Here is a 21996-nt window from a genome sequence, read left to right as displayed (position 1 = left end):
CGCAATCGCGATCTTGGTTTTGGTGGCGCGCGCAGACGTGGTGTAAGAGCGTCCTGAGGTCCGTCGCTGCAAGTCCCGATATTACTCCTTCTTGAGACCGCGCCTCTCGACTATCTCGTCCACTATCTCCCTGGCGCGCCGCCCGAGCGCGCGGCGCCTCCCCTCTGTCGGGGCCGGCCTGTCCGCGGGCTCGGCGAAGCCCTCGGCGGCCGAGGCCTCGGAGAACACGCGCTGCTGGGACCACTGTCCCTCGGTCTCCATGAGGCTCGCGCACGTCAGGCGCAGCATCGACTCCCTCGAGGGGAAGGACTGCACGACCCTGTAGCGGCGCTTGATCTCGCGGTTGGCGCGCTCCTGGACGTTGTTGGTGCGGAGCTTGGCCCAGTGCGCCCTGGGGAAGGCCGTGAACGCCAGCGCGGAGTCCTCGGCCTGCTCGAAGACCTCGCCGGCCCTGGCGGACACCGACGCCACCCAGGGCGCCGCCTCGGCCCACACGCAGCGCGCGAGGTCGGGGTCGTCCTGGTAGACCGCGGCGTGCACGAGGTCCCTGACGGCCGCCTTGGAGTCCTCGGGCCTGCCCGAGCAGGCGCTCTGGAGGTTGCGCTGCAGGTGCGTCACGCAGCGCTGCCAGGCGCAGCCCTGGAACAGGCGCGAGACGGCGGCCACGAGCCCGGCGTGGCTGTCGGAGACCACGAGGCGAACGCCGGCCAGCCCGCGCTCGCGCAGCCCGCCGAGGAATGCCGCCCAGGAGTCCTCGCTCTCGGTGTCGACCACGTCGCAGCCCAGGAAGTGCTTGCGCCCGTCGGCGCCCAGCCCGATCGCGGTCACGACGCCCTGCGAGACGACCGACGAGCCGACCCTGCAGCTCATGTAGGTGGCGTCGAGCCACAGGTAGCAGCACGGCGTGCCCGACAGGTCGCGGCGGCGGAACTCCGCCACCTCGGCGTCGAGGTCGGAGCAGAGGCTCGAGACCTCCGAGCTCGACAGCGAGGATATGCCCAGCTTGGACGCCACGCGCTCGACCTTGCGGGTGGACACGCCGCATACGTACATCTCCTGCACGATGGCGGCCACCGAGGTGTCGACGCGCGACCATCGCGCGAGCATGCCCTCGGGGTAGTAGGTGCCGTGCCTGAGCTTGGGTATCTCGAGCTCCACGTCGCCCACGGCGGTCTTGAGCGACCTGGGGCGGTAGCCGTTGCGGCTGTTCTCCCTGCCGTCGCTGCGCTCGTTGCGGCTCGCGCCGCACATCTGCTGGGCCTCGGAGTCCATCAGCGCGTTCATCACGCTGCCCAGCACCCTGCACGCGAACTCGCGCGCGTCGCCGCACTCCTGCCAAAGCCTCGCCGCCTCGAGGGCCTCGTCGCGGCCGAGGCGCAGTACACTCTCTTCTTGGGGCATCGCCTTTCCTTCCATTCGTCACCTTCATTACTCCAACGACGAATTCTAGGCGGTGTCCCCTCCCTTTCAAGAAAGGGCGGAGGCGGGGCATGCCCCGCCTCTTACACCACATCTCTGCGCGCTACCTTGGTTTTACGTGTCAAACCAATTGCTGACCAAAAGCTGACCAGCCCGTCAAGCTCGTGGCAAGGTTTTGGTCAGAACGTCGGCAAAACGCATTTTTCGAGGCGCTTTGGCAGCAAAAAAGCCGCCTCCCAAGCAGTTAGGAGACGGCTGTCATAGGAAAGTTCAATTACAGATGGACATCGGGATCGAGCATTTGGGCACTCACGCGCATGGATGACGCCAGGTTTTGGAACGTCTCCAGACGCAGGCTGTCGATCTGTCCGGCATCTTCGGCCTCGCGAACGGCGCAACCCGGCTCGTGAGTGTGCGTGCAATCGCCAAACCGGCACGCACGCGACGCCTCGACGATCTCGGGGAAGGCACGCGCCAGACCCCGCTCATGTCCCACAAGCGGCAGGCTGCGCAGGCCCGGGGCATCGGCGATCACGCCGGCGTCGCCCGGCAGCGCCACCATCACGCGCGCAACCGTGGTGTGGCGACCTTGGTCATCACGCTCGCGCACGCCGCCAGTAGCCAGAGCATCGTGGCCCAGCAGCGCATTGAGCAGCGTCGACTTGCCGGCGCCCGACTCGCCCAAGATCATGGCACAGCTCCCAGCCGGCACGCAGGCGCGCACCTCGTCCAGGCCGAGGCCCTCGGCAGAAGACGTCACGATCACGCGCACGTCCGGACCCACCAGACGGCGCACGCGGTCCAGATCGCGCTCGAGCTCATCGGCCTCGCAGCGGTCGGCCTTGGTGAGCACCACCACCGGCTCGGCATCGCAATCGAGCGCCAATACCAGTGAGCGCGCCACGCGATCGAGCAGTACCTCGCCGGCACCGAGCGCCTGCACAATCAGCACGCTGTCAACGTTGGAGCAGAGCACCTGGCGCTCACCGCGGGCACGGCCGCGCCAACGCTCAAAGCTCGTACGGCGCGGCAATACGCACTCGATCACGCCCATGTCGTGCCCGGGAGCACGGCGGACCGCCACGCGGTCGCCCACAGCGGGCAGCAAGACCTCGTCCTCGCCACGCGACTTGGCAAACCCTACGGCGTGCTCGGCGCGGAACGTGTCATCGTCAGTTGCTACCAGCGGAAACCCGCGGTCCAGGCGCACCACGGCACCGAGCTGCATCTGCTCGGGCTCCTCGGCCTGTGCGCAAAAGTCGTCAAATGCAGCCTGCTGAGCCGCATCGACCGGCAGGTCATCGAACGCCGGAACATCCTGCAGCGCATCGAGTCCCGGCACGCTTGCCAGCAGCTCCTCGGCAGACGCGGGAGCTTCGGTCGCAAGCTTCCGACGACGATCGCGCTTAGCCCGCGCCCCCGTCGTCTTTTTCTTCGCCTTAGCCTTCGCCTTGCCCACAAGCGCCTCCCAGCACCACAAATCACAACTGAGCAGGTATTTTACCCACAAAAAAGAGCTGGTCGAGCAAACGCTCGACCAGCTCACATACTTTCCCTTAGCCCCTTGATTCTCATTTTCATTGCAACAGCCTCAGGACTCAGCGCAACGCGTTGCGCTGAGTCCTGAGGCGCGAATCCGGGTAGGCAACCCCAGAGGGGCCGGAATCCCCCGGCCCGCGATGGAGGGAGGCCGGCATGTCCAGACCCAAGCCGTCCGGAAGGTCGTACGGGAGGCTCACGAGGCACGAGAGGAACACGGTCGAGAGGATGCTCGACCGCAACCGCAGCGCCCGCGAGATCGCCGCGGAGCTCGGCAGGTCGCCGTCGACCGTGACCAGGGAGGTGGCGGCGCACCGCTACGTCACCGCGCCGCGCTCGCGCTACGGCGAGCCCGCGCCCGCGGACCTGTCGGGGGCCTGCCCCAGGCTCTCCGCGTGGCCGAGGTGCTGCAACGGCTGCTCGCACAGGAGGGGCTACGGCTGCTCGAGGAGGCCCAGGGTGTTCTACAGCGCCAGGAGGGCGCAGGAGGCGGCCGACGCCGAGCTCTCGGCGAGCAGGTCCGGGATCGACGAGACCGAGGAGGGCGCCGCCGCCAAGCTAGCGGCCATCAGGGACGGGCTCGCGCGCGGGCTCTCCCCGCAGCAGATAGCGGCGACGACCCCCGGGCTCAGCGCCTCCACCGTCTACAGGTGGGTGGACGCCGGCTACGACGGCATGACGAACATGGAGCTCAGGCGCAAGGTCGGCTACAGGCCGAGGTCGCGCCGGGCCCCGAAGAGGGCGACGTCCCACTCGGCGCGCAGGTCGCACGCGTCGTTCCTCGCGCTCGGCGAGGACGCCTGCGCCGCGGCCTGGGAGATGGACACCGTCGAGGGCCCCAGGGGCGACTCCGCCAGGCTCCTCACGCTCCTGCACCGCCCGAGCCGCTTCCAGCTGGCCCTGCCGCTGCCGGACGGCACGTGCGCCTCGGTCCTGGCGGCGCTCTCCTCCCTGCGCGGGGTCCTCGGCGAGGACGGCGCGAGGCGCGCCTTCGGCGCCGTGCTCACCGACAACGGGAGCGAGTTCGCCGACGAGGGCGCCATCGCGGCGCTGTTCGGCGAGCGGGACGGCGAGACCAGGCTCTTCTACTGCGACCCCCGGCAGAGCCAGCAGAAGGGCGCGTGCGAGAAGAACCACGTGGAGATCAGGAAGCTGCTGCCCAAGGGCGCAGGGGCCAGGTTCGACCGGCTGACGGCGGCGGACTGCGCGCTGCTCATGTCGCAGGTGAACTCCGAGCCGAGGGGGGCGCTCGGGTTCCTGACGCCGGCGCGCGTGCTGCGGGCGGCCCTCGGGGAGGACGCCTCCGCCCTCATGGACGCGTTCGGGATAGAGGAGCTGGCGCCCGGCGAGCTCGACCTCACGCCCGGCTGCATCGACAGGGCCAGGGCCGCGAGGGGCGAGGGGCCGCTGGCGGGATAGGCGGCGGGCCGGGACATGGGCCGGAGGGCCCGTTGCGCTGAGTCCGGAACGGCTGCGCGGCGGGCTGGCGGAGCATGCGGCGGCGGCATGGGGGCACCGGCCTCCACAGCCTCTCCACCTGCGGAAACGAGGCGACGAGCAGGTGCCGGGGGCTATTTCCGCGTTGCGCTAGCTGCGGAAACGCGGGGCCCGTTCAGGCTGTTGCGTTGAGATTGAAAATCAACCCTTTCCCTTAGCCAATGGTCCCGAGAGGTTATCCGAGGGCCCGCCCCGGGAGTGTTTTCTTCTGAGCGATCCCGCAGCGCGAAGCGCGAGGACCAGCGAAGAAGAAAACACGCAGGGGCGGGCCCGGACAGGTTAGCTTACTCCTTCTCGACCGCGCGCATGATCGCCTTGTAGATCTCCATCAGCGGGATGATCAGGAAGGCCAGGCCCAGCGCGGCAACAACACCCTTAAGCTCAAGCGTCACAGGGCCAAAGAACATCTCGGCAAGCGTCGGCTGTACGGTTACGACCACCGTCAGCACCAGCGCCAGCGCGGCCGAAGCCCAAAGCCACTTGTTCTGCTTCTTCATGCTAAACAGCGACGCACGACGGCTGCGCATATTGAAGCAGTGGAAGATCTCGACCATGTTGAGCGTGATGAAGGCCATCATCACGCCTTCCTCGTCGGCATTGCCGGCGATCATATCGGCGATGTGGATGTAGCCCATGTCAAAGTACACGCCCACAAAGAAGCTCGCCAGCACCAGCACGGTGATGATCAGGCCCTGGACCACGCAGTCCAGGCCCATGTGACCGGCAAAGACGCCGTCCTTGGCGTTGCGCGGCTTGCGCTTCATGATGTCGCCCTCGGCGTCCTCCATGCCCAGCGCGAGCGCGGGGAAGCAGTCGGTGACCAGGTTCACCCACAGCAGCTGCACCGGCTGGAAGATGGTAAAACCGATAAGCGTGGCAATGAACACCGAGAACACCTCGGCAAGGTTAGCCGAAAGCAGGAACTGGATGACCTTGCGGATGTTGTCGTAGATACGACGGCCCTCTTCGCAGGCACCGATGATGGTGGCGAAGTTATCGTCGGCAAGTACCATGTCGGCGACGTTCTTGGTAACGTCGGTGCCAGTGATGCCCATACCCACGCCGATGTCGGCGCGCTTGATGGACGGGGCGTCGTTGACGCCGTCGCCCGTCATGGCGACGATCTGGTCGCGCGACTTCCAAGCCTCGACGATGCGGGTCTTGTGCTCGGGCTGGACGCGGGCGTACACGCCGTAATCCTCGATGTGTGCATCGAGTTCCTCGTCGCTCATGCGGTCGAGGTCGGCACCGGTGATAGCCTGGCTGCGATCGGCGACGATGCCCAGCTGCTTGGCGATGGCCACGGCGGTGTCGATGTGGTCGCCCGTGATCATGACGGTGCGGATACCGGCATCGTGCGCCTCGCGGATAGCATCGGCCACCTCGGGACGGACCGGGTCGATCATGCCGGACAGGCCGCAGAAGACCAGGTCATGCTCGAGCGCAGCGGGGCTGCAGTCGGCGGGAACCTCAGCGTAGGTGCGGCTCGCCAGCGCCAGCACGCGCAGGGCCTCGTCGGCCATGGCCTTGTTGGCTGCCACGAGCTCGGCGCGGCGCTCCTCAGTCAGCGGAACGACCTTATCGCCCTCGTAGATATGGGTGCACAGGCCGATTACCACGTCGGGCGCGCCCTTGGTGTACTGCTCGTACTCGCCGTCCAGGGTCTCGACGACCACGGACATCATCTTGCGGCCCGAGTCGAACGGGGCCTCGCCCACGCGCGGGTGCTCGGCAGTCAGGCCAGTAAGACCAGCCTTGCCGGCATCATTGACGAGTGCACACTCGGTCGGCTCGCCCACGGCCTCGCCCAGCTCCTCGTCCCACTGGGCATCGGAGCACAGCGCCATGCCGGCCAAGAACTTCTCCTTGGGCGCAGCGAGCTCGTGCTTGACGACGGTCATCTTGTTTTGGGTAAGGGTGCCGGTCTTGTCGGAGCAGATGGTCTGTGTGCAGCCGAGGGTCTCGACGGCAGAGAGCTTGCGGATGATTGCCTGGCGCTTGGCCATCTTGGTCACGCCAAGCGACAGCACGATGGTCACGACGGCGACCAGGCCCTCGGGGATGGCAGCGACGGCGAGCGAAACGGCGACCATAAAGGTGTCGAGCAGGGCAGTCGGGTCGGTGAGAACGTTGCCCACGCCGTGACGGATGATGTCGACGCCAAAGATGACGACGCAGATGACGATAACCATGATGGTAAGGATGCGGCTGAGCTCGGCGAGCTTCACCTGCAGCGGCGTGAGCTCTTCCTTGGCCTCGGCCAGGGCGCCGGCAATCTTGCCCATCTCGGTGTTCATACCGGTGCCGACCACGACGGCGCGACCGCGACCGTACACCACAGTGGAGCCCATGTAGCACATGTTCTTACGGTCACCGAGCGGCACGTCGTCGGTGCCAGCGGCGAGCTCGATCACGTTGGCGTGCTTCTCGACCGGCACGGACTCGCCGGTCAGTGCGGCCTCTTCGATCTTCATCGTGGCGCTCTCGAGTACGCGGCAGTCGGCCGGGACGGAGTCGCCCGCCTCGAGCATGATCACGTCGCCGGGGACGAGCTCGGCGCTCGGCAGGTGCACGAGCTTGCCGTCGCGCAGCACCTTGGACTGCGCCGCGCTCATCTCCTGCAGGGCCTCGAGAGCCTCCTCGCTCTTGGCTTCCTGGACCACGCCCAGCACCGAGTTGACGATAACGACGAACATGATAATGGCGACATCGGCAAAATCGGGCTCGCCCTTGACCATGCCCGTGAGCGCGCTGATAACGGCGGCAACGATCAGCATGATGACCATAGGGTCGGCCATCTGCTCAAAGAAGCGCTTCCACAGCGGCGTCTTCTCGGCTTCCTCAAGCTTGTTAGGGCCTGTCTTGGCGAGGCGCGACGACGCCTCGTCGTTGCTCAGGCCGAGGTTCTCATCGACACCTTGGTCGCTGAGCACCTCGGCCGCGGCGGACAGGTATTCCTTTTGCATATAGAGTCCCCTCCTGGGATTCGGGCCACTCAGCAGATTGATGCCCGATCATAATTCCCAGGAGAAGGGCAAGGGCTCATCAAGGCTGCCGTGCTGAGCGGCAGTTGATAGTGGAGCTATGGTACCCCAAAGCGACGCGTCTAGCCAAAACAATCCATTTGGAAATATGGTCCATAAGCAACGGTGCAGACCGTGTGATGCTCAATACTGATAAAACGTTTTTTCTTCGGCGCATCATCAAATTGAAATATCGCCCAGATAGCAGCGGTTAGAACGGTTGGTAAAGTTTTTGCATATACCGTTTTTCCGCAAAAAATGAACTTCTAATTCGGCATACGGTCGATTTTTTGGGGTATTCGGACGCCATTTCGTTATAATCAACTCGGTTTTATTTCTTATGGTTTATCTATCAGCGCAAGACGATGTCAGATGGAGGTCTGAATGTACAAGCGCACCAAGATTGTATGCACCATGGGTCCCGCCTGCGATAGCGACGAGACCATCCGCGAGATGATCAAGGCGGGCATGAACGTCGCCCGTTTTAACTTCTCGCACGGCTCCTACGACGAGCACCACGGTCGCATCGAGCGCGTCCGTCGTATTTCCAAGGAGCTCGGTATGCCCGTCGGCATCCTGCTCGACACCAAGGGCCCCGAGGTCCGCACCGGCCTTCTGGTCGACGGCAAGAAGGTTGCCGTCAAGACCGGCGACAAGATCGTCGTCACCGCTCAGCCCACGACCGAGGATTTCCACGGCACCTCTGAGCACATCTCCCTCGACTACCTGGCTCTGCCCTCCGAGGTCGAGAAGGGCTCCCTTATCCTAATCGACGACGGCCTGGTTGCCCTCGAGGTCGAGTCCGTCGACGGCCAGGACATGACCTGTGTCGTTAAGAACGACGGCCTGATCGGCGAGCGCAAGGGCGTCAACATGCCCAACGTCAACATCTCGTTGCCCGCTATCACCGAGCGCGATCGTCAGGACATCCTCTTTGGCCTGACCGAGAACATCGACTACATCGCCGCTTCCTTCATCCGTGACGGCGAGTCCGTCCGCGGCATCCGCGAGCTTTGCCGCGAGAACGGTGGCGAGCACGTGACGATCTTCCCGAAGATCGAGTGCGCCCTGGGCGTCGAGAACTTCGACGAGATCCTCGAGGCTTCCGACGGCATCATGGTCGCCCGTGGCGACCTGGGCATCGAGATCAAGCCCGAGCTCGTTCCGCACATCCAGAAGGAGATCATCGCCAAGTGCAACGCGGCCTACAAGCCCGTTATCACCGCTACGCAGATGCTCGACTCCATGCAGCAAAACCCGCGCCCGACGCGCGCCGAGGTTGCCGACGTTGCTAACGCCATTTACGACGGCACCGACGCCGTTATGCTCTCTGGCGAGTCCGCTGCCGGTAAGTACCCGGTCGAGGCCGTCAAGATGCAGGCCAGCATTGCTCTCGAGACCGAGAAGTACCTCCCGGCCCACGCTCCGCTCGAGGTTCCGGCTGACGCTCACGGCACCCGCGTCGTCAACAACGTTGTGGGTATGTCCGCTGTGAACATGGCCACCACCGTTGGCGCCAAGTGCATCACCGTGCCGACGACCACCGGCCGTACTGCTCGCCTGATCTCGCACTTCCGTCCCAACATGCCGATCTGCGCGTTCTCCCGCCACGAGTGGGCCGTCCAGCAGATGATCATGTACTGGGGCGTTATCCCGCACCAGGCCGAGATTACCCAGGGCACCGTCAACGGCACGATCGTCAAGGCGATCGAGACCGCTAAGGAGCTCGGCTACGTCGAGGCCGGCGACCTGACCGTCGCCACCGCTGGCGATCCCCGCATGAGCGTCCAGCTCGAGGACAAGGTCTCCTCGACCAACGTCGCTTACGTCGCTCAGGTGCGCTAAGTCGTACTTGCAAGCACACTTGCATCGCAAAGGGCCCGGAAGGCGAAGCCTTCCGGGCCCTTTTTCTGTGCCAATGCCGGCGCACGGCAAAACACACACTCATTTCTTTACCAAAAGCGCGAAATCCACCCTTCGAGACCCAATGAATAAAGTCCCAAGCGCTAAAAGTGTTCGCCCGGTGGCAAACCCACACCTTAACCGACGCTGCTAAATCGTTTTAGCAAGAGCCGGATTGACCTGCTTTTCGGAAGTATGCGGCAAATTCTGATACCTCCGAGCACACCCCGTTTTTTCGCAACAAAATGCCTGATAAACTAGCCTCAAAAGCCAGGTCTGCTCACAAGGTTTAGATTTTGCCGCATACTTCCGAATTGACACTGGCATCGCACGGTCCAAAAGCATATTTCGACCAGGAGGACGTCATGGACCTGACGCTATGCGGTCAATCCGCTTTTTACTATCACCGTATCCCGCCACAGATATTAGGCCTTTACCCTGCCATTAGCCTTGGCAATATGGATCGCAGATGTTGCGGCCTCGGAAGTCATGCAGTTGTAAAAGACCTGCTTCACGCACCGCTTCACAGGATTGTATTCACTCGGGCACAATCCGGGTCGCGAAGCCTGTTTAAATCGCACCTCCTGACCCAAGAGCCGCCTCCCGGGTCGTTTAGGCAAACCGAGCATGGGTTTGATGTCACATCGCCCGAGTTCACACTGCTCAACCTTGCTACGCAGGTCTCACGCAACCAGCTGCTTATGGCGTGTTATGAGATGTGCAGCTCGTTTGCTGTGTATACACCCTGCAAACGAGCGCAACGGCAACTTGATGAAGCTATTTCGCTTAAGCTCATTCCACCCAACTGCGGCTGGGAGCGGGTTATCGACGTCAACGGCAAGGATACCAACCTGTGGAAGCGCACGCCGCTTCTTTCCGCAGCGGATATCGCCGCGTTCGCCAAGCAGGCCGCAGGCCTGCGCGGTGTTAAGCAGCTCCGCTGGGCCGCCGAACGCATGACAGGACAGACCGCCTCGCCCTTCGAAGTACAGACCTCCATGCTTATCTCGCTCCCCCGCGACGAGGGCGGCATGGGCATCAACATCGCAAACAACGTGCGCATCCCACTCAGCGACGCCGCGCGCTCGCTGTATGACAAAACCTGCTGCTACGCCGATATCCTCATCGAAAGCGCCACCGACAGCATGGGTGTCATCCTTGAATGCCAAGGCCGCTCCGCCCACGACAGCGAAGCCGCGAGCCTCTCCGATGCCGAGCGCGCCACCGCGCTCACAAGCATGGGCTACGACGTCATCCAAATTACCTTTGGCCAGATTAAGGATAAGAAGAGCTTCGACCACATAGCCGAGCTCATCCATAAAAAGGCTGGACTTTCCTACACCCCAAAGACCAAACAGGAGCGCGCCGCCGAAGTCACCCTGCGGCAAGAGCTACTTGTCAATTGGGTTGAGCTATTCACCGCCAAGCCGGCCAGCTAGCAGCTAGCAATCAGGGGAAGCGCAGGCATATCGGGCGATTCGACGCGAGCCGCAAATCCCGCCTCGGTTAGCTCGATGACCTCGGTAAACGTTGTATCGAAAAACTCCTCGGTTAGCAGGCGATACGGCGGATGATCGGACTCGCCGGGGTTTTCGCGTACAATCTCGTGCATAACGCCGATGGTCTTGAGCACATACTCCTTATGGATGGGATACTGACCAAAACGAGTCACCGCAGTATACAGGCGATCGGTCGCGCGCGGTATCGAAACGATGCCGAGTGTCTTGCCAAACCAGTCAAAGTCGCCTTGCTTTTTAATGCGGAATTCCTCGCACGGCTTGCCGCCGTGCGCCTCCAGGTACTGATTCACACGCGTATTCCATACGGTATCGGCCACCAGATGCGACCAAACGCCCAGCGTCAGATCGAGCAGCGACTGCGCCACGTCATCGGGCGCGAGCGAAAGCTCGCTAGCACCGGGACCGGCGACCGGCTCGGCGTCCTTGTAACGTTGGGGATAATGCACGCGATTCAGTCGCTCGCGCTCCTCGACAATCGAGGTAGCCGCGGCTGGCGCACCGGTGGGCGAACTTTTAAGCAACGGTGCCACATAGGTATCCCAGAACTCATGCTCACGAGGCTTAGGGATAGGCTCGGGCTTTGCAAAGTGCGTAATGCGGTACGGGATGGGATCGGCGATGCCAGGGACCATATAGCCCACGAAGATATCCGGAACCACGCAGCCAAACAAAAAGGCATTGCGGTCGCGCACGCTATTGGCAAGTGCACCGGTGCGCTCCAGCAAACGCTCCGTCTGAGCGATATGAATGTTCCAACTTGGCATAGCCACCCCCATAAAAAACCTGGATAACTATACCATCACGGCAAAGCCGCGCGGGCGGCTACGCACGCTCTACGCAGCAACTAGTCCGTAGTACCGCTTTCGGTTCCATACGACGGCGAAGGCGCCTCGACCACATGGTGATATCGATCGATATAGATTGCACGGGCACCCAGGCGTCGCACCAAATCCTGGTGATGCGTGCTCATCAAGACCGTCTTACCCGCCGCGACGTAGGCCAGCAAGAAGTTGACCACGATGTCGCATGAATCCTCGTCGAGCCCATTGGTGGGCTCATCGAGCACTAGGATATCGGGGTTCATCGATACAACTGCCGCCAGCGCCACACGCTTCTTTTGCCCGCCCGAGAGCTGATAGGGAGAGGCGTCGGCAAGGTCGGCAACCTGGAACAGCCCCATGGCATCGCGCACGCGGCGCTCGAGCTCGTCTGCCGGCAGCCCCATCTGCGCGGGACCAAAAGCAACTTCCTCGTCCACCGTGGCGCAGAACAGCTGGGCATCGGCGTTTTGGAACACGAAGCCCACGCGCTGGTGGAACTTCTGAGCAGCAGCAGAATCCTTCAGATACGCCGCATCGACCACGTGCCCGTCAAACAGGTATGCCCCTGCGTCCGCGAGTTCAAGGCCGTTAATAAGACGCATAATCGTCGTCTTGCCGCAGCCGTTGGGACCGAGCAGGGCAACGAGTTCACCACGATCGACCTGCAGCGACACGCCATCGACAACCGTATGCCCCGCATAGGAGAACACCACGTCGCGCAGCTCGATGAGCGGAACGACCTCGGCGCCGCCCACACCGTTCGTGCCCGCCGCACTATTCATATCGATCGTCAAAACGTCGCCCTTCCCCATTTGCATCCCCAGTCGGAACCAGCAGCGCCTACAGCACGGCGCACAACACTGTCAGCAGCGCCACGCCGGCCGCATAGGCCGCATCGCGCCAGCCAAACCTGGCGCGCGCGGGAGCCGGATACGCACCGGCAAAGCCGCGGCAAAGCATAGCCTCGTCCATCGCGCGGCTGCATTTCATCGCCTTGATAAAGGTCATGCCCATGATACCCGCGATCGAATCGGTACGCGAAAATCCCTCGGGCGCACGGCCAACGCTGCGCAGCATGACCGATTCGCACAGATCGTGCGCCGTACGACCCAGCACCTCGATGTGCTTGAGCGCCATATCAAACGTAAAGATAACTTCGTCGGGTAGATGCAGCATCTTGAGCGCCGCCGACATGCGGCTCCACGTGAGGGTCCACGAAGCGCCCAGCACCAGCGACACATTAATGAAGGTCTTGAGCGCAATCTTGAGCATGGCGCCCGTAGCGGAAGCACCCAGCAGCAGGGCAGGCAGCGCCAAAACCACTGCGAGCCCCGCGGCGCCAAGCGCCGGCACAAAGGTCGCGCGCAGCCCGCGTATGGGACGCACGGCAACGAGCACCAGCGCAATGGCCGCCATCAACATGAGGTACAGCGGGCTTTGTGTCAGGCACACGCACAGGACGCAAACGAATATCCCCACCAGGCGCACCGGAGCCGAAACGCAAGAAAGGGCGCGGTCGACCATCGACCCGCCCTCGTGCGCGCCTCCACCCAGGCGAACCCGCTCAAGCAGGCTCGCCAGGTGCAGGACGTTCTTTTGCATCACGCGATGACGAGCGCCCGTGGGCTCGTATCGCTCCTCGGCCGCAAGCCAGCTAGGCAGCTCGACCATCGCCATGGGCTCCGCTTTCCTTGACCGTCAGCGAGATCAGACGGAATGCGATGGTGAGCACCGCCACGCCAATCACGCCGGACAAGATATACATGGCAGCCTGACCGGCAAAGCCGAGACCCTGCTCCTCGGAATAGGCCTGCAGGTAATCACCCGTAGGCAGAGCGTCGGCAAAGGTCGGGGTGTCGAGACCGACCGAAGCCTGCAGGCTGTCGTCGCCAGCCTCCTGAACGGCGGTCGCGGCGCCCTCGGCGTCCCACTCACCCCAGGCGTCACCCGTGGCCAGCAGGCCCAGCGGCGTGGCCACGACAAGCACGGCAACCAAGATGAGCGTGGGGACCAGCGAGGTCTTCTTTGCAGCAGCGCCCTCGGCAGCAAGCTGTCCATCGGCGGCTTCGGGGCCGACGATAACGCTCGGCGCCGTCTTCTTGATAAAGCCGTAGATCGCGGCAGTCGCCACGCCCTCGACCACGCCGGCTACCAACATATGCGGGATCATCATGGCCGGAATGGCAATGGACAGCGGGAAGGGGCAGTACAGCGGAGCGCCCGAAGCATTCGTGAAAAGCATCGGCTGAATACCAAATTCGATTGCTGCGCACAGGGCCGCCAGGCACAGGCCGACCCAGCCGCTTACGATGGCCGAAACCGAGGTGCCCCAGCTCTTGTCGTGCAAACGGCTGTTAAGCGCGCGGAACACGATGGCTGCGGCAAACGGCAACACGAAGGCCATGTTAAAGCAGTTAGCGCCAAAGGACAGGATGCCGCCGTCGCCAAACAGCAGCGCTTGCAGCGCCAGCGCGACCGAAACCGCGATAGCCGCGGCCTCGGGGCCCAGCAGCAGCGCGATGAGTGCGCCACCAACGGCGTGGCCAGTGGTGCCGCCGGGCAGTGGCACGTTGAACATCATAAGCAAGAAGGAAAATGCGGCGCAGATGCCCAGGAAAGCCATGTGCTCGCGATCGAGCGTGGCGCGCACCTTCTTGATACAGTGAGCCCAGACGGGCACCATCGCCACCGCCATGACGGCATCGGTCTGCGGGGACAGATAATTATCTGGAATGTGCATGTACGCCTCCCGGTTATCGGCGCACGGAATTGCAACGCCGCTTGAATCACCTTTCCAGTGTTACGTAATGTCAGATTCGTAACACGCCGCGGGCTATCATAGCAAAACGGCGCACTGCCGACAAAGCAGCACGCCGTTATGTAATGCGCGTGTCATATATGCAGGCTCAACGGTGCCTTATACCGAAAACAGCAGTCACGTAGGACTCGGCAGCAGCCACCGCTGACCCATACCCCAGCGCAGGACCTAGCCGCGGACCTCGCCGTTTACGCCCTTGCACACCTTGGTGACGATCTTCTGGTGCGCTTTTTCGACCTCTTCGCTGGTGAGCGTATGGTCGTCGGAGCGATACGTAAGCGCAAAGGCCATGGACTTCTTGCCCGCTCCGATACGGATGGGATCGCGGTAGACATCGAACAGGCGCACGCCCTCGAGCAGCTTGCCGCCGGCACTCGTAATACGACGCTCAAGATCCTCGCAGGTCACAGTGTTGTCGACTACGATAGCAAGGTCGTGCTCAACGGCCGGGTACTGCGAGAACTCACGGTAGTTCTCCTGGTTGCGGGCGCCCTTGATCAGCTTGTCCAGGTCGAGCTCAAAGGCAACGACGACCTCGTCAATGCCCATAGTCTCGCGCGCCTCGGGGTGGATCTCGCCAACCCAGCCCAGCACGGTACCGCCCGAGAGTACCTCGGCAGCACGACCCGGTTGCAGGAAGGCATAGCTCTCGCCCTCGACGGGACGGAAGCGAACCTTCTCGATGCGCAGCTGGGCAAGCAGCTCCTCAACGATGCCCTTGCCAAAGAAGAAACGCAGCTTGCGGTACTTCATGTTCCAAGACCGCTCGCTCCACTGGCCCGAGAGCACGCCCGCCACGGACTTGGTCTCCTTGGGCAGGCTGGCGTTCTCGCGACCGTGGAACAAGCTGCCGACCTCGTACAGATGCACGTTGGGCGTGCCGTGGGCCTCGTTGTAGGCCACAGACTGCAACAGGCCTGGCAACAGCGAGCGGCGCATCTCGGTCTGCTCGGCCACCAGCGGGTTCATGAGCACCACGGGGCAGCCGCGGCCCTCGGTGGACATGCCGATCTTCTCCAGGTCGCCCGGGGCGGCAAAGCCAAAGGTCGTGGTCTCGTTGAGGCCACAGGCGCGCAGGATCTCGCCGACCTTGCGGGTAAGCTTCTGCTCGCGCGTCAGACCGCCGATGTGGTTCTTGGCAGCCGGGATGGTCGCCGTCACACGGCCCATGCCCCACAGGCGCAGGACCTCCTCGATCAGGTCAATCTCGCGCGGCAGGTCGGGACGGAAGCTCGGCGGGGTGACCATAAAGTCCTCGCCGTCGCGCTCGACGGTGCAGCCCAGGCGGGTGAGTGAGCGCTCGATAAAGTCGGGCTCGATGTCGGCGCCGCAGATGGCGTGCACGCGGGCCAAGCGCAGCTTGATGCTATCGATGGTCTTGGGCGCGGGGAACACGTCGACATAGCCGGGAGCGACCTCGCCGCCGGCGATCTGTTCGATGAGAGCGCAGGTAACGTTGGCGACGTCCACGCAGCCGGTCTCGTCAACCTGGCGCTCAAAGCGAATGGAGGCATCGGAGATCAGCGACAGGTCGCGGCTGGTGTGCGAGGTGCGACCGGCGTTGAAGCAGGCGCTCTCGACCATCACATCGACGGTGTCGTCCTCGATCTCGGAATCCATACCGCCCATAACACCGGCCAGCGCCACGGGGCGCTCGCCGTCGGTGATGAGGCCCATGCCGGCGTCGAGCACGCGCTCCTCGCCGTCGAGCGTCGTGAACTTCTCATCCTGCTGGGCGGCGCGAACCACCACGCGACGCCTGCCCTCGCGCTCGGCAAAGGTGTCCAGGTCAAAGGCGTGCAGCGGCTGACCGGTGAGCATCATCACGTAGTTGGTGATGTCGACGATGTTGTTGTGCGGACGCACGCCCAGGGCGTTGAGGCGCTTGACCATCCAGTCGGGCGAGAGGCCGACCTTCACGTTGCGCACGATGCGGGCGACATAGCGGTCGCACAGGCCCTCGTCGGCAATCTCGACCGAAAGCTCGTCGTCGGTCGCGCGGCCGGTCTCGGCCTTGATGGCGGGCAGCTCAACGTGGAAATCGCGATCGAAAATGGCGCCGGTCTCGCGGGCCATGCCGATCATGGACAGGCAGTCGGGACGGTTGGGCGTGATCTCGCAGTCGAGCACGGTGTCGCTCGAGCCCACATACTCGGCAAACGGCATGCCGCAGGGCGTGTCCTCGGGCAGGATCATGATGCCGGAGTGGTCGCCGCCCAGGCCGAGCTCGCGCGCAGAGCAGTTCATGCCCATGGACACGACGCCGCGAAGCTTGCTCTTCTTGATCTTGACGTCGCCGGGGAGCACAGCGCCGATCATGGCCGTGACGATGTGGTCGCCGGCCTCGAAGTTCTGCGCGCCGCAGACGATCTGCAGCGGAGCGGGGTTGCCGTCGGCGTCGAGGTTCTTGTCGCCCACGTCGACCGAGCACACATACATATGGTCGCTATCGGGGTGCGGGGTCTTGGTGAGCACCTTGGCGGTCACCACGTGGTCGAAGGACTCGCCCACGGTGTCGATCGCCTCGACCTCGGTGCCGGTACGGATATATTCGTCCGAAAGGGTCTTGGGATCCTCCGGAATATCGATCATGGTCTTGAGCCAGTCGTAAGAAACGCGCATCTAACTGGTCTCCTTTCATAAATGCGGCTTTGAGCCGGAAACTGCAACTAAGAAGAAAGCGTTCTAGAACTGGTTCAAGAACCTCATGTCACCAGTCATCAACGTGCGCAGGTCGGGCAGGTCGTAGCGCAGTGCCGCGACGCGCTCGGCGCCAATACCAAAGGCGAAGCCGGTGTACTTCTCGGGGTCGATGCCGCAGTTGATCAGGACGTTGGGGTCGACCATGCCGCAGCCCAGGATCTCGATCCAGCCGCTGTGCTTGCAGAAGTTGCAGCCCTTGCCGCCGCACACGTGGCAGCTCACGTCCACCTCGCAGGAAGGCTCGGTGAAGGGGAAGAAGTGCGGGCGATAGCGCGTCTTGCGATCCTCGCCAAACATGCACTTAACAAAGTAGTCGAGCGTGCCCTTAAGATCGCCAAAGGTGATACCCTCGTCGACGACCAGGCCCTCGATCTGGTTGAACTGCGGCAGGTGGCAGGCGTCGGCCGTGTCGGGACGGTAGACGGTGCCCGGGCAGATCATGTAGATGGGCGGCTTCTGCGACTCCATGGTGTGGATCTGCACGCCCGAGGTCTGGGTGCGCAGCAGCACGTCGGACTCGCCGTGAGCGTGAGCCTCGGGATGCGCGACGCTGCCGGGGTTGTTGTCGACCACATAGAACGTGTCGCGAGCCGAGCGGCTCGGATGATCCATGGGCGCGTTGAGCGCGGTGAAGTTGTAGTAGGAGGTATCGACCATGGGGCCGGACTCGACGGTGTAGCCGATGCCGCAGAAGATGTCCTCGGCCTCCTCGATGATCTGCTTGATCAGGTGCTGGTGACCGATCTGCGGACGGATGCCCGGCAGCGTGATGTCGACGGCCTCGTGCTCGAGTGCGTGCTTGAGGGCGGCGGCCTTCATCTCGGTGGTGCGCTCGTCGAGCATGCCCTCGATCAGCTGGCGCATCTCGTTGGCGCGTTTGCCCATCATGGGACGATCCTCGGGAGCGAGCTTGCCCATCATGCGCATCAGGCCGGTGATACGGCCCTTGCGGCCGAGCAGCTCAACGCGCGCGGCCTCGAGCTTGGCGGCGTCGTCAGCGCTAGTGACGAGCTCCTTGGCCTCTTCCTCGAGTTTGACCAGATCATCAATCAGACTCATGTCTTCCCTTTCGTCTCTCGCACATCCGCGCTCCGGGACGGCTGACGCCGCCCGATGTTGCGGATGCGCGGCCCGGTTCGGTAACAAAAAAACCGCCCTCGGGCATGTACATTGCCCAAGGACGGTTGAATTCCGCGGTACCACCTTGTTTGACACGGCGGATGTCTGGCCCGCCGCGCCCACTCTGTGCCTCTTGTCGCGAGGCTCACGGCTTCCCTACTGGGACTTTGCTGCCACTGGCCGCGTGCCCGTTGAGGTCGCTGCTCGGGAGTGAACGCTTGGCCCTTGCCACCGCAGGAAGGCTTGCAGCCCATGACCTTCCCTCTCTTGCCGGCGACGCGGCGGGCAAAACCCTCTCCGTCAACGCATTGGGCTATAGGATAACACATTTCGCGAGCGCATCGCCGCGTTCCGTTTTGTTCGCGCTGGGTACAAGGCAGGTAGCTGTGCAAACTGGCCGCGCACCCGCCTGCGGCGCTCGGCCTGCGAGATTAAGGATACGGTATGGGAAAGAAACTCGATAAGAAGGCCAAGGCCGCCGTGGCAAAGGCCGCCAAGGGCGTCAAGGCCGCTAAAGTCGACAAGGCCGTCAAAAAGTTCCGCAAACTCGAGGGCAAGCTGTGGACTCGCGAGTACCTGCTCAAGATTGCCGAGTTCGATGGAGCGACGATTGCTCCTGCCAACGGCGCTGCCGCCCGTGCCGACGCCATGGGCACGCTTGCCGGCGAGCATCACAAGCTGCTGACCAGCGAGAAGTCCGTTGAGCTCGTACGCTCGTTAGCGCGCGAGACGGTTGCAGGCGGACACGTAGACGACCCGCAGCTGCTCGACGAGATTCGCGTGCTCGGCCGCGACCAGCGCGAGGCAAGCGTTATTCCTACCGAGGAGGCCGAGGCCTGGACCAGGCTCACCTGCGAGGCCGACGCCGTGTGGCATAAGGCCAAGACGGCCAACGACTGGGCGAGCTTTGAGCCCTATGTGGATAGAATCGTCGCCCAACTTAAGCATCAGGCCGAACTCATGGACCCCAAGCGCGACCCATACGACGTTTGGCTCGACCAGTACGAGCGCGGCCTTTCCGCCAAGAGCTTCGACGCGTTTTGCGAGGAGGTCAAGGCCACGGTCGTGCCGCTCGTGCACGCCATCGGCGAGCGCGGCCAGCAGCCCGATGCCGACTTTTTGCACGCCCGCGTGCCCGAGGCCGCCCAGCGCGCCATGAGCTTCGACCTGATGAAGCTCGTCGGCCTGAACCTGGACGACACCACGCTTGCCTTTACCGAGCACCCGTTTAGCGAGGGCTTTGCCGTGGGTGACGCGCGCATCGCGACACACATCTACGAGGACGATTGCATCTCCAACGTCTACAGCATCATCCACGAGGCGGGGCACACCATGTACGAGCTGGGCGTCAATCCCGCCTATGCGCGCACCCGCCTGGAGGGCGGCACCTCCATGGGCATCCACGAGAGCCAGAGCCGCTTCTTTGAGAACACCGTGGGCCGCAGCCGTGCCTTTATGGGGCCGCTGCTCGAGGTGCTGCGCCGCCACGCACCCGAGGTCTACGGCGACGTCGACGAGGACACGCTCTACCACGCCGTGAACATCGCGCAGCCTTCGCTGATCCGCACCGAGGCCGACGAGCTCACCTATCCGCTGCACGTTATGGTGCGCTACGAGATCGAGCGCATGCTGTTTGCCGGCGAGGCCACGGCCAAGGACATCCCCGCGCTTTGGAATCGCTTTATGGATGAGTACCTGGGCATTCCCGTTCCCGACGACACGCACGGCTGCCTACAGGATACGCACTGGAGCGGCGGCTCGTTTGGCTACTTCCCCACGTATGCGCTGGGCAGCGCCTACGACGCCATGTTCGTGCCGGCCATGTGCCGCGACGGCGTCGACCTTACCGGTGCCTGCGCGAGCGGCGATCTGGCGCCCGTCCGTGCCTGGCTGGGCGAGCACATTTGGCAGTGGGGCCGCGCCAAAGACGCGCCGGAGCTCATCAAGAGCGCCTGCGGTATGGCGTTCGATGCCCGCTACTACTGCAGCTACCTCCAGGACAAGTTCACCACGCTGTACGAGCTGTAAAGCTTAGGCGACACGCCAACGCAAAGGGGGCGCCGCGGAATTGGTTCCGCGGCGCCCCCCCTTTCACCTAGTCATTGGGGACGTTCTTTAATGACTAGTCGTTTGGGACACTCTTTGCCAGCCAGAAGCACGGATGACGAAGAGTGTCCCCAATGACTAGGTTGACGCCGATGTCTTGGCAACGTCGAGCAGTTACGCGGTTTGGTAAAACCGCGTAACTACAGAGCCTCGAGTGCGTTGGCGATGCGCTTCATGGCGGCATCGGCGGATGCTTGGTCGGGCGCCTCGGCCAGCACGCGGATAACCGACTCGGTTCCGCTCTTGCGTACGAGCACGCGGCCCTCGCCTGCCAGCGCAGCCTCGGCCTCGGCGATGGCGTTCTGCACGCCCATGTTCTCGAGCGCGGCGTCCTTGTCCGCCACGCGCACGGCCACCTGCGCCTGCGGTAGCAGCTTGCACGGAGCCGTGAGCTGCGAGAGCGTCTCGCGCTCGGCGCGGATCACTTCCATCACGCGCAGCGAGGTCATAATGCCGTCGCCCGTGCGCTCGATATCGCCAAAGATCGTATGGCCCGTCTGCTCGCCGCCCAGGCTGTAACCGCCCTCGCGCATCTTGGCATACACGTGGCGGTCGCCCACACCGCTGGTCACGGCACTTAGGCCGGCAAGCTCCAACGACTTGATCAGGCCAAAGTTGCTGGCAATCGTCGGAACCACGGTACCGCCCGAAAGGCGACCGTGCTTGTTCAGGTACACGCCGCACACGTACAGGATCTGGTCGCCATCGACCACGCGGCCGCGCTCGTCCACGGCCAGGCAGCGGTCGGCATCGCCGTCATAGGCAAAGCCCACGTCCAAGCCCTGCTCCACCACGTGGCGCTGCAGACGCTCCATATGCGTGGAGCCGCAGTCGACGTTGATGTTAAAACCATCAGGCGCGGCATTGATCACGCGCACGTCGGCGCCCAGCGCGTCGAACACCGGCTTGGCCACCGAGGACGCCGAGCCGTTGGCGCAGTCGATGCCGATCTTGACGCCCTGCAGCGAAAAGTTCGCGCTGGCGATGAGCGAGGCAATGTAGCGGTTGCGGCCCTGCATGTAGTCCACCGTGGCGCCGATGTGGTTGCCCGTGGCCAGCGGCACCTCGCTCTTGCCATCGACGTAGTCCTCGATGAGCTCCAGTACGTCCTCGTCCATCTTAAAACCGTCGCTATTGACGAGCTTAATGCCGTTATCGCAAAACGGGTTGTGGCTCGCGCTGATCATGATGCCGCAATCGAAGCAGCCTTCCACGGTCTGATGCGCTACACCCGGTGTGGGGATCACGTGCAGCATATAGGCGTCCGCACCGCTCGCGACCAGGCCACTCACCAGCGCCGCCTCGAACATATAACTCGAGCGACGCGTGTCCTTACCCACGATGACGCGCGCCTTGCGCTCGCGGTTGGCGCCGTAATACCAGCCCACAAAACGGCCAATCTTATAAGCGTGCTCTACCGTCAGCCCAACGTTAGCCTCACCGCGAAAGCCGTCGGTGCCAAAGTACTTCATGCGCTCTCCTTACAAAATAGGGGCGAACAGATTGCCTGTCCGCCCCAAAATGGTACT

The 21996-nt window shown here is 63.4% G+C and carries 14 protein-coding genes; 4 read left to right on the top strand and 10 right to left on the bottom strand.

The genetic code is table 11. The features are described 5' to 3' along the window. Nucleotides 1-81: 81 nt before the first annotated feature. Together LCQ44_RS04620 and rsgA are read right to left on the bottom strand one after the other, a co-directional pair. Complete coding sequence (locus LCQ44_RS04620; protein WP_089573697.1) at nucleotides 82-1416, bottom strand: IS256 family transposase; 1335 nt, start codon at nucleotides 1414-1416, stop codon at nucleotides 82-84. 277 nt (nucleotides 1417-1693) lie between these two features. Continuing rightward, entirely contained in the window at nucleotides 1694-2647 is a 954-nt protein-coding gene (gene rsgA / locus LCQ44_RS04615) for a ribosome small subunit-dependent GTPase A (protein ID WP_422110608.1), read from the bottom strand. Between the two features lie 467 nt (nucleotides 2648-3114). Between rsgA and LCQ44_RS04610 the strand changes: the two genes are divergently transcribed. Beyond that, the gene (locus tag LCQ44_RS04610) at nucleotides 3115-4377 is read left to right on the top strand and encodes an IS30 family transposase (RefSeq protein ID WP_225093555.1); all 1263 of its coding nucleotides are present in this window, start codon (nucleotides 3115-3117) and stop codon (nucleotides 4375-4377) included. A gap of 362 nt (nucleotides 4378-4739) precedes the next feature. Here LCQ44_RS04610 and LCQ44_RS04605 read toward each other — a convergent pair whose 3' ends face one another. Beyond that, complete coding sequence (locus tag LCQ44_RS04605; protein WP_225094194.1) at nucleotides 4740-7421, bottom strand: cation-translocating P-type ATPase; 2682 nt, start codon at nucleotides 7419-7421, stop codon at nucleotides 4740-4742. Between the two features lie 441 nt (nucleotides 7422-7862). Between LCQ44_RS04605 and pyk the strand changes: the two genes are divergently transcribed. Both pyk and LCQ44_RS04595 read left to right on the top strand, forming a co-directional pair. Further along, a complete protein-coding gene (gene pyk / locus LCQ44_RS04600; RefSeq protein ID WP_138374409.1) occupies nucleotides 7863-9323 on the top strand; it encodes a pyruvate kinase in 1461 nt (486 codons plus the stop codon). A 422-nt stretch (nucleotides 9324-9745) separates the two neighbouring features. After that, nucleotides 9746-10819 (top strand): hypothetical protein, encoded by a 1074-nt coding sequence (locus LCQ44_RS04595; protein ID WP_225094193.1) that lies wholly within the window; start codon nucleotides 9746-9748, stop codon nucleotides 10817-10819. Here the strand turns inward: LCQ44_RS04595 and LCQ44_RS04590 are convergent. From LCQ44_RS04590 to pheS, 6 genes are all read right to left on the bottom strand, one after another. Beyond that, entirely contained in the window at nucleotides 10816-11664 is an 849-nt protein-coding gene (locus tag LCQ44_RS04590; RefSeq protein ID WP_225094192.1) for a hypothetical protein, read from the bottom strand. The two genes, LCQ44_RS04595 and LCQ44_RS04590, sit on opposite strands and share 4 nt — an antisense overlap. Before the next feature lie 80 nt (nucleotides 11665-11744). Further along, the gene (locus LCQ44_RS04585; protein ID WP_225094191.1) at nucleotides 11745-12515 is read right to left on the bottom strand and encodes an energy-coupling factor ABC transporter ATP-binding protein; all 771 of its coding nucleotides are present in this window, start codon (nucleotides 12513-12515) and stop codon (nucleotides 11745-11747) included. A gap of 46 nt (nucleotides 12516-12561) precedes the next feature. Further along, nucleotides 12562-13398 carry an energy-coupling factor transporter transmembrane component T family protein gene (locus LCQ44_RS04580; protein WP_006235106.1) on the bottom strand — a complete coding sequence of 279 codons (837 nt, stop codon included), beginning with the start codon at nucleotides 13396-13398 and terminating at the stop codon, nucleotides 12562-12564. Continuing rightward, nucleotides 13376-14461: a cobalt transporter CbiM gene (gene cbiM / locus LCQ44_RS04575; protein ID WP_006235107.1), complete on the bottom strand. Its 1086-nt coding sequence runs from the start codon at nucleotides 14459-14461 to the stop codon at nucleotides 13376-13378. The genes LCQ44_RS04580 and cbiM overlap by 23 nt, the downstream gene beginning before the upstream one ends. A gap of 246 nt (nucleotides 14462-14707) precedes the next feature. Further along, nucleotides 14708-17161 (bottom strand): phenylalanine--tRNA ligase subunit beta, encoded by a 2454-nt coding sequence (gene pheT, locus LCQ44_RS04570; protein ID WP_225094190.1) that lies wholly within the window; start codon nucleotides 17159-17161, stop codon nucleotides 14708-14710. 63 nt (nucleotides 17162-17224) lie between these two features. Continuing rightward, a complete protein-coding gene (gene pheS, locus LCQ44_RS04565) occupies nucleotides 17225-18301 on the bottom strand; it encodes a phenylalanine--tRNA ligase subunit alpha (protein ID WP_117770495.1) in 1077 nt (358 codons plus the stop codon). Between the two features lie 504 nt (nucleotides 18302-18805). Between pheS and LCQ44_RS04560 the strand changes: the two genes are divergently transcribed. After that, nucleotides 18806-20389 (top strand): carboxypeptidase M32, encoded by a 1584-nt coding sequence (locus LCQ44_RS04560; protein WP_225094189.1) that lies wholly within the window; start codon nucleotides 18806-18808, stop codon nucleotides 20387-20389. 218 nt (nucleotides 20390-20607) lie between these two features. Here the strand turns inward: LCQ44_RS04560 and glmM are convergent, their stop codons facing one another. Continuing rightward, nucleotides 20608-21939, bottom strand: coding sequence for a phosphoglucosamine mutase (gene glmM, locus LCQ44_RS04555; RefSeq protein ID WP_117637400.1), 1332 nt, complete (start codon nucleotides 21937-21939; stop codon nucleotides 20608-20610). Nucleotides 21940-21996 lie beyond the last annotated feature (57 nt).

It is taken from the genome of Collinsella aerofaciens (genome assembly GCF_020181355.1).
GTDB lineage: Bacteria > Actinomycetota > Coriobacteriia > Coriobacteriales > Coriobacteriaceae > Collinsella.
The sequence above is the reverse complement of the archived record's forward strand: the minus strand, read 5'-3'. Positions and strand labels throughout refer to the sequence as shown.

What these genes read in the sequence shown, in the direction of transcription:
- LCQ44_RS04610 (WP_225093555.1), top strand. Translation starts at nt 3,115, where the DNA reads ATGTCCAGACCCAAGCCGTCCGGAAGGTCGTACGGGAGGCTCACGAGG.
- LCQ44_RS04605 (WP_225094194.1), bottom strand. Translation starts at nt 7,421, where the DNA reads ATGCAAAAGGAATACCTGTCCGCCGCGGCCGAGGTGCTCAGCGACCAA.
- pyk (WP_138374409.1), top strand. Translation starts at nt 7,863, where the DNA reads ATGTACAAGCGCACCAAGATTGTATGCACCATGGGTCCCGCCTGCGAT.
- LCQ44_RS04590 (WP_225094192.1), bottom strand. Translation starts at nt 11,664, where the DNA reads ATGCCAAGTTGGAACATTCATATCGCTCAGACGGAGCGTTTGCTGGAG.
- pheT (WP_225094190.1), bottom strand. Translation starts at nt 17,161, where the DNA reads ATGCGCGTTTCTTACGACTGGCTCAAGACCATGATCGATATTCCGGAG.
- rsgA (WP_422110608.1), bottom strand. Translation starts at nt 2,647, where the DNA reads ATGCAGCTCGGTGCCGTGGTGCGCCTGGACCGCGGGTTTCCGCTGGTA.
- LCQ44_RS04620 (WP_089573697.1), bottom strand. Translation starts at nt 1,416, where the DNA reads ATGGAAGGAAAGGCGATGCCCCAAGAAGAGAGTGTACTGCGCCTCGGC.
- glmM (WP_117637400.1), bottom strand. Translation starts at nt 21,939, where the DNA reads ATGAAGTACTTTGGCACCGACGGCTTTCGCGGTGAGGCTAACGTTGGG.
- LCQ44_RS04560 (WP_225094189.1), top strand. Translation starts at nt 18,806, where the DNA reads ATGGGAAAGAAACTCGATAAGAAGGCCAAGGCCGCCGTGGCAAAGGCC.
- LCQ44_RS04580 (WP_006235106.1), bottom strand. Translation starts at nt 13,398, where the DNA reads ATGGCGATGGTCGAGCTGCCTAGCTGGCTTGCGGCCGAGGAGCGATAC.
- cbiM (WP_006235107.1), bottom strand. Translation starts at nt 14,461, where the DNA reads ATGCACATTCCAGATAATTATCTGTCCCCGCAGACCGATGCCGTCATG.
- pheS (WP_117770495.1), bottom strand. Translation starts at nt 18,301, where the DNA reads ATGAGTCTGATTGATGATCTGGTCAAACTCGAGGAAGAGGCCAAGGAG.
- LCQ44_RS04595 (WP_225094193.1), top strand. Translation starts at nt 9,746, where the DNA reads ATGGACCTGACGCTATGCGGTCAATCCGCTTTTTACTATCACCGTATC.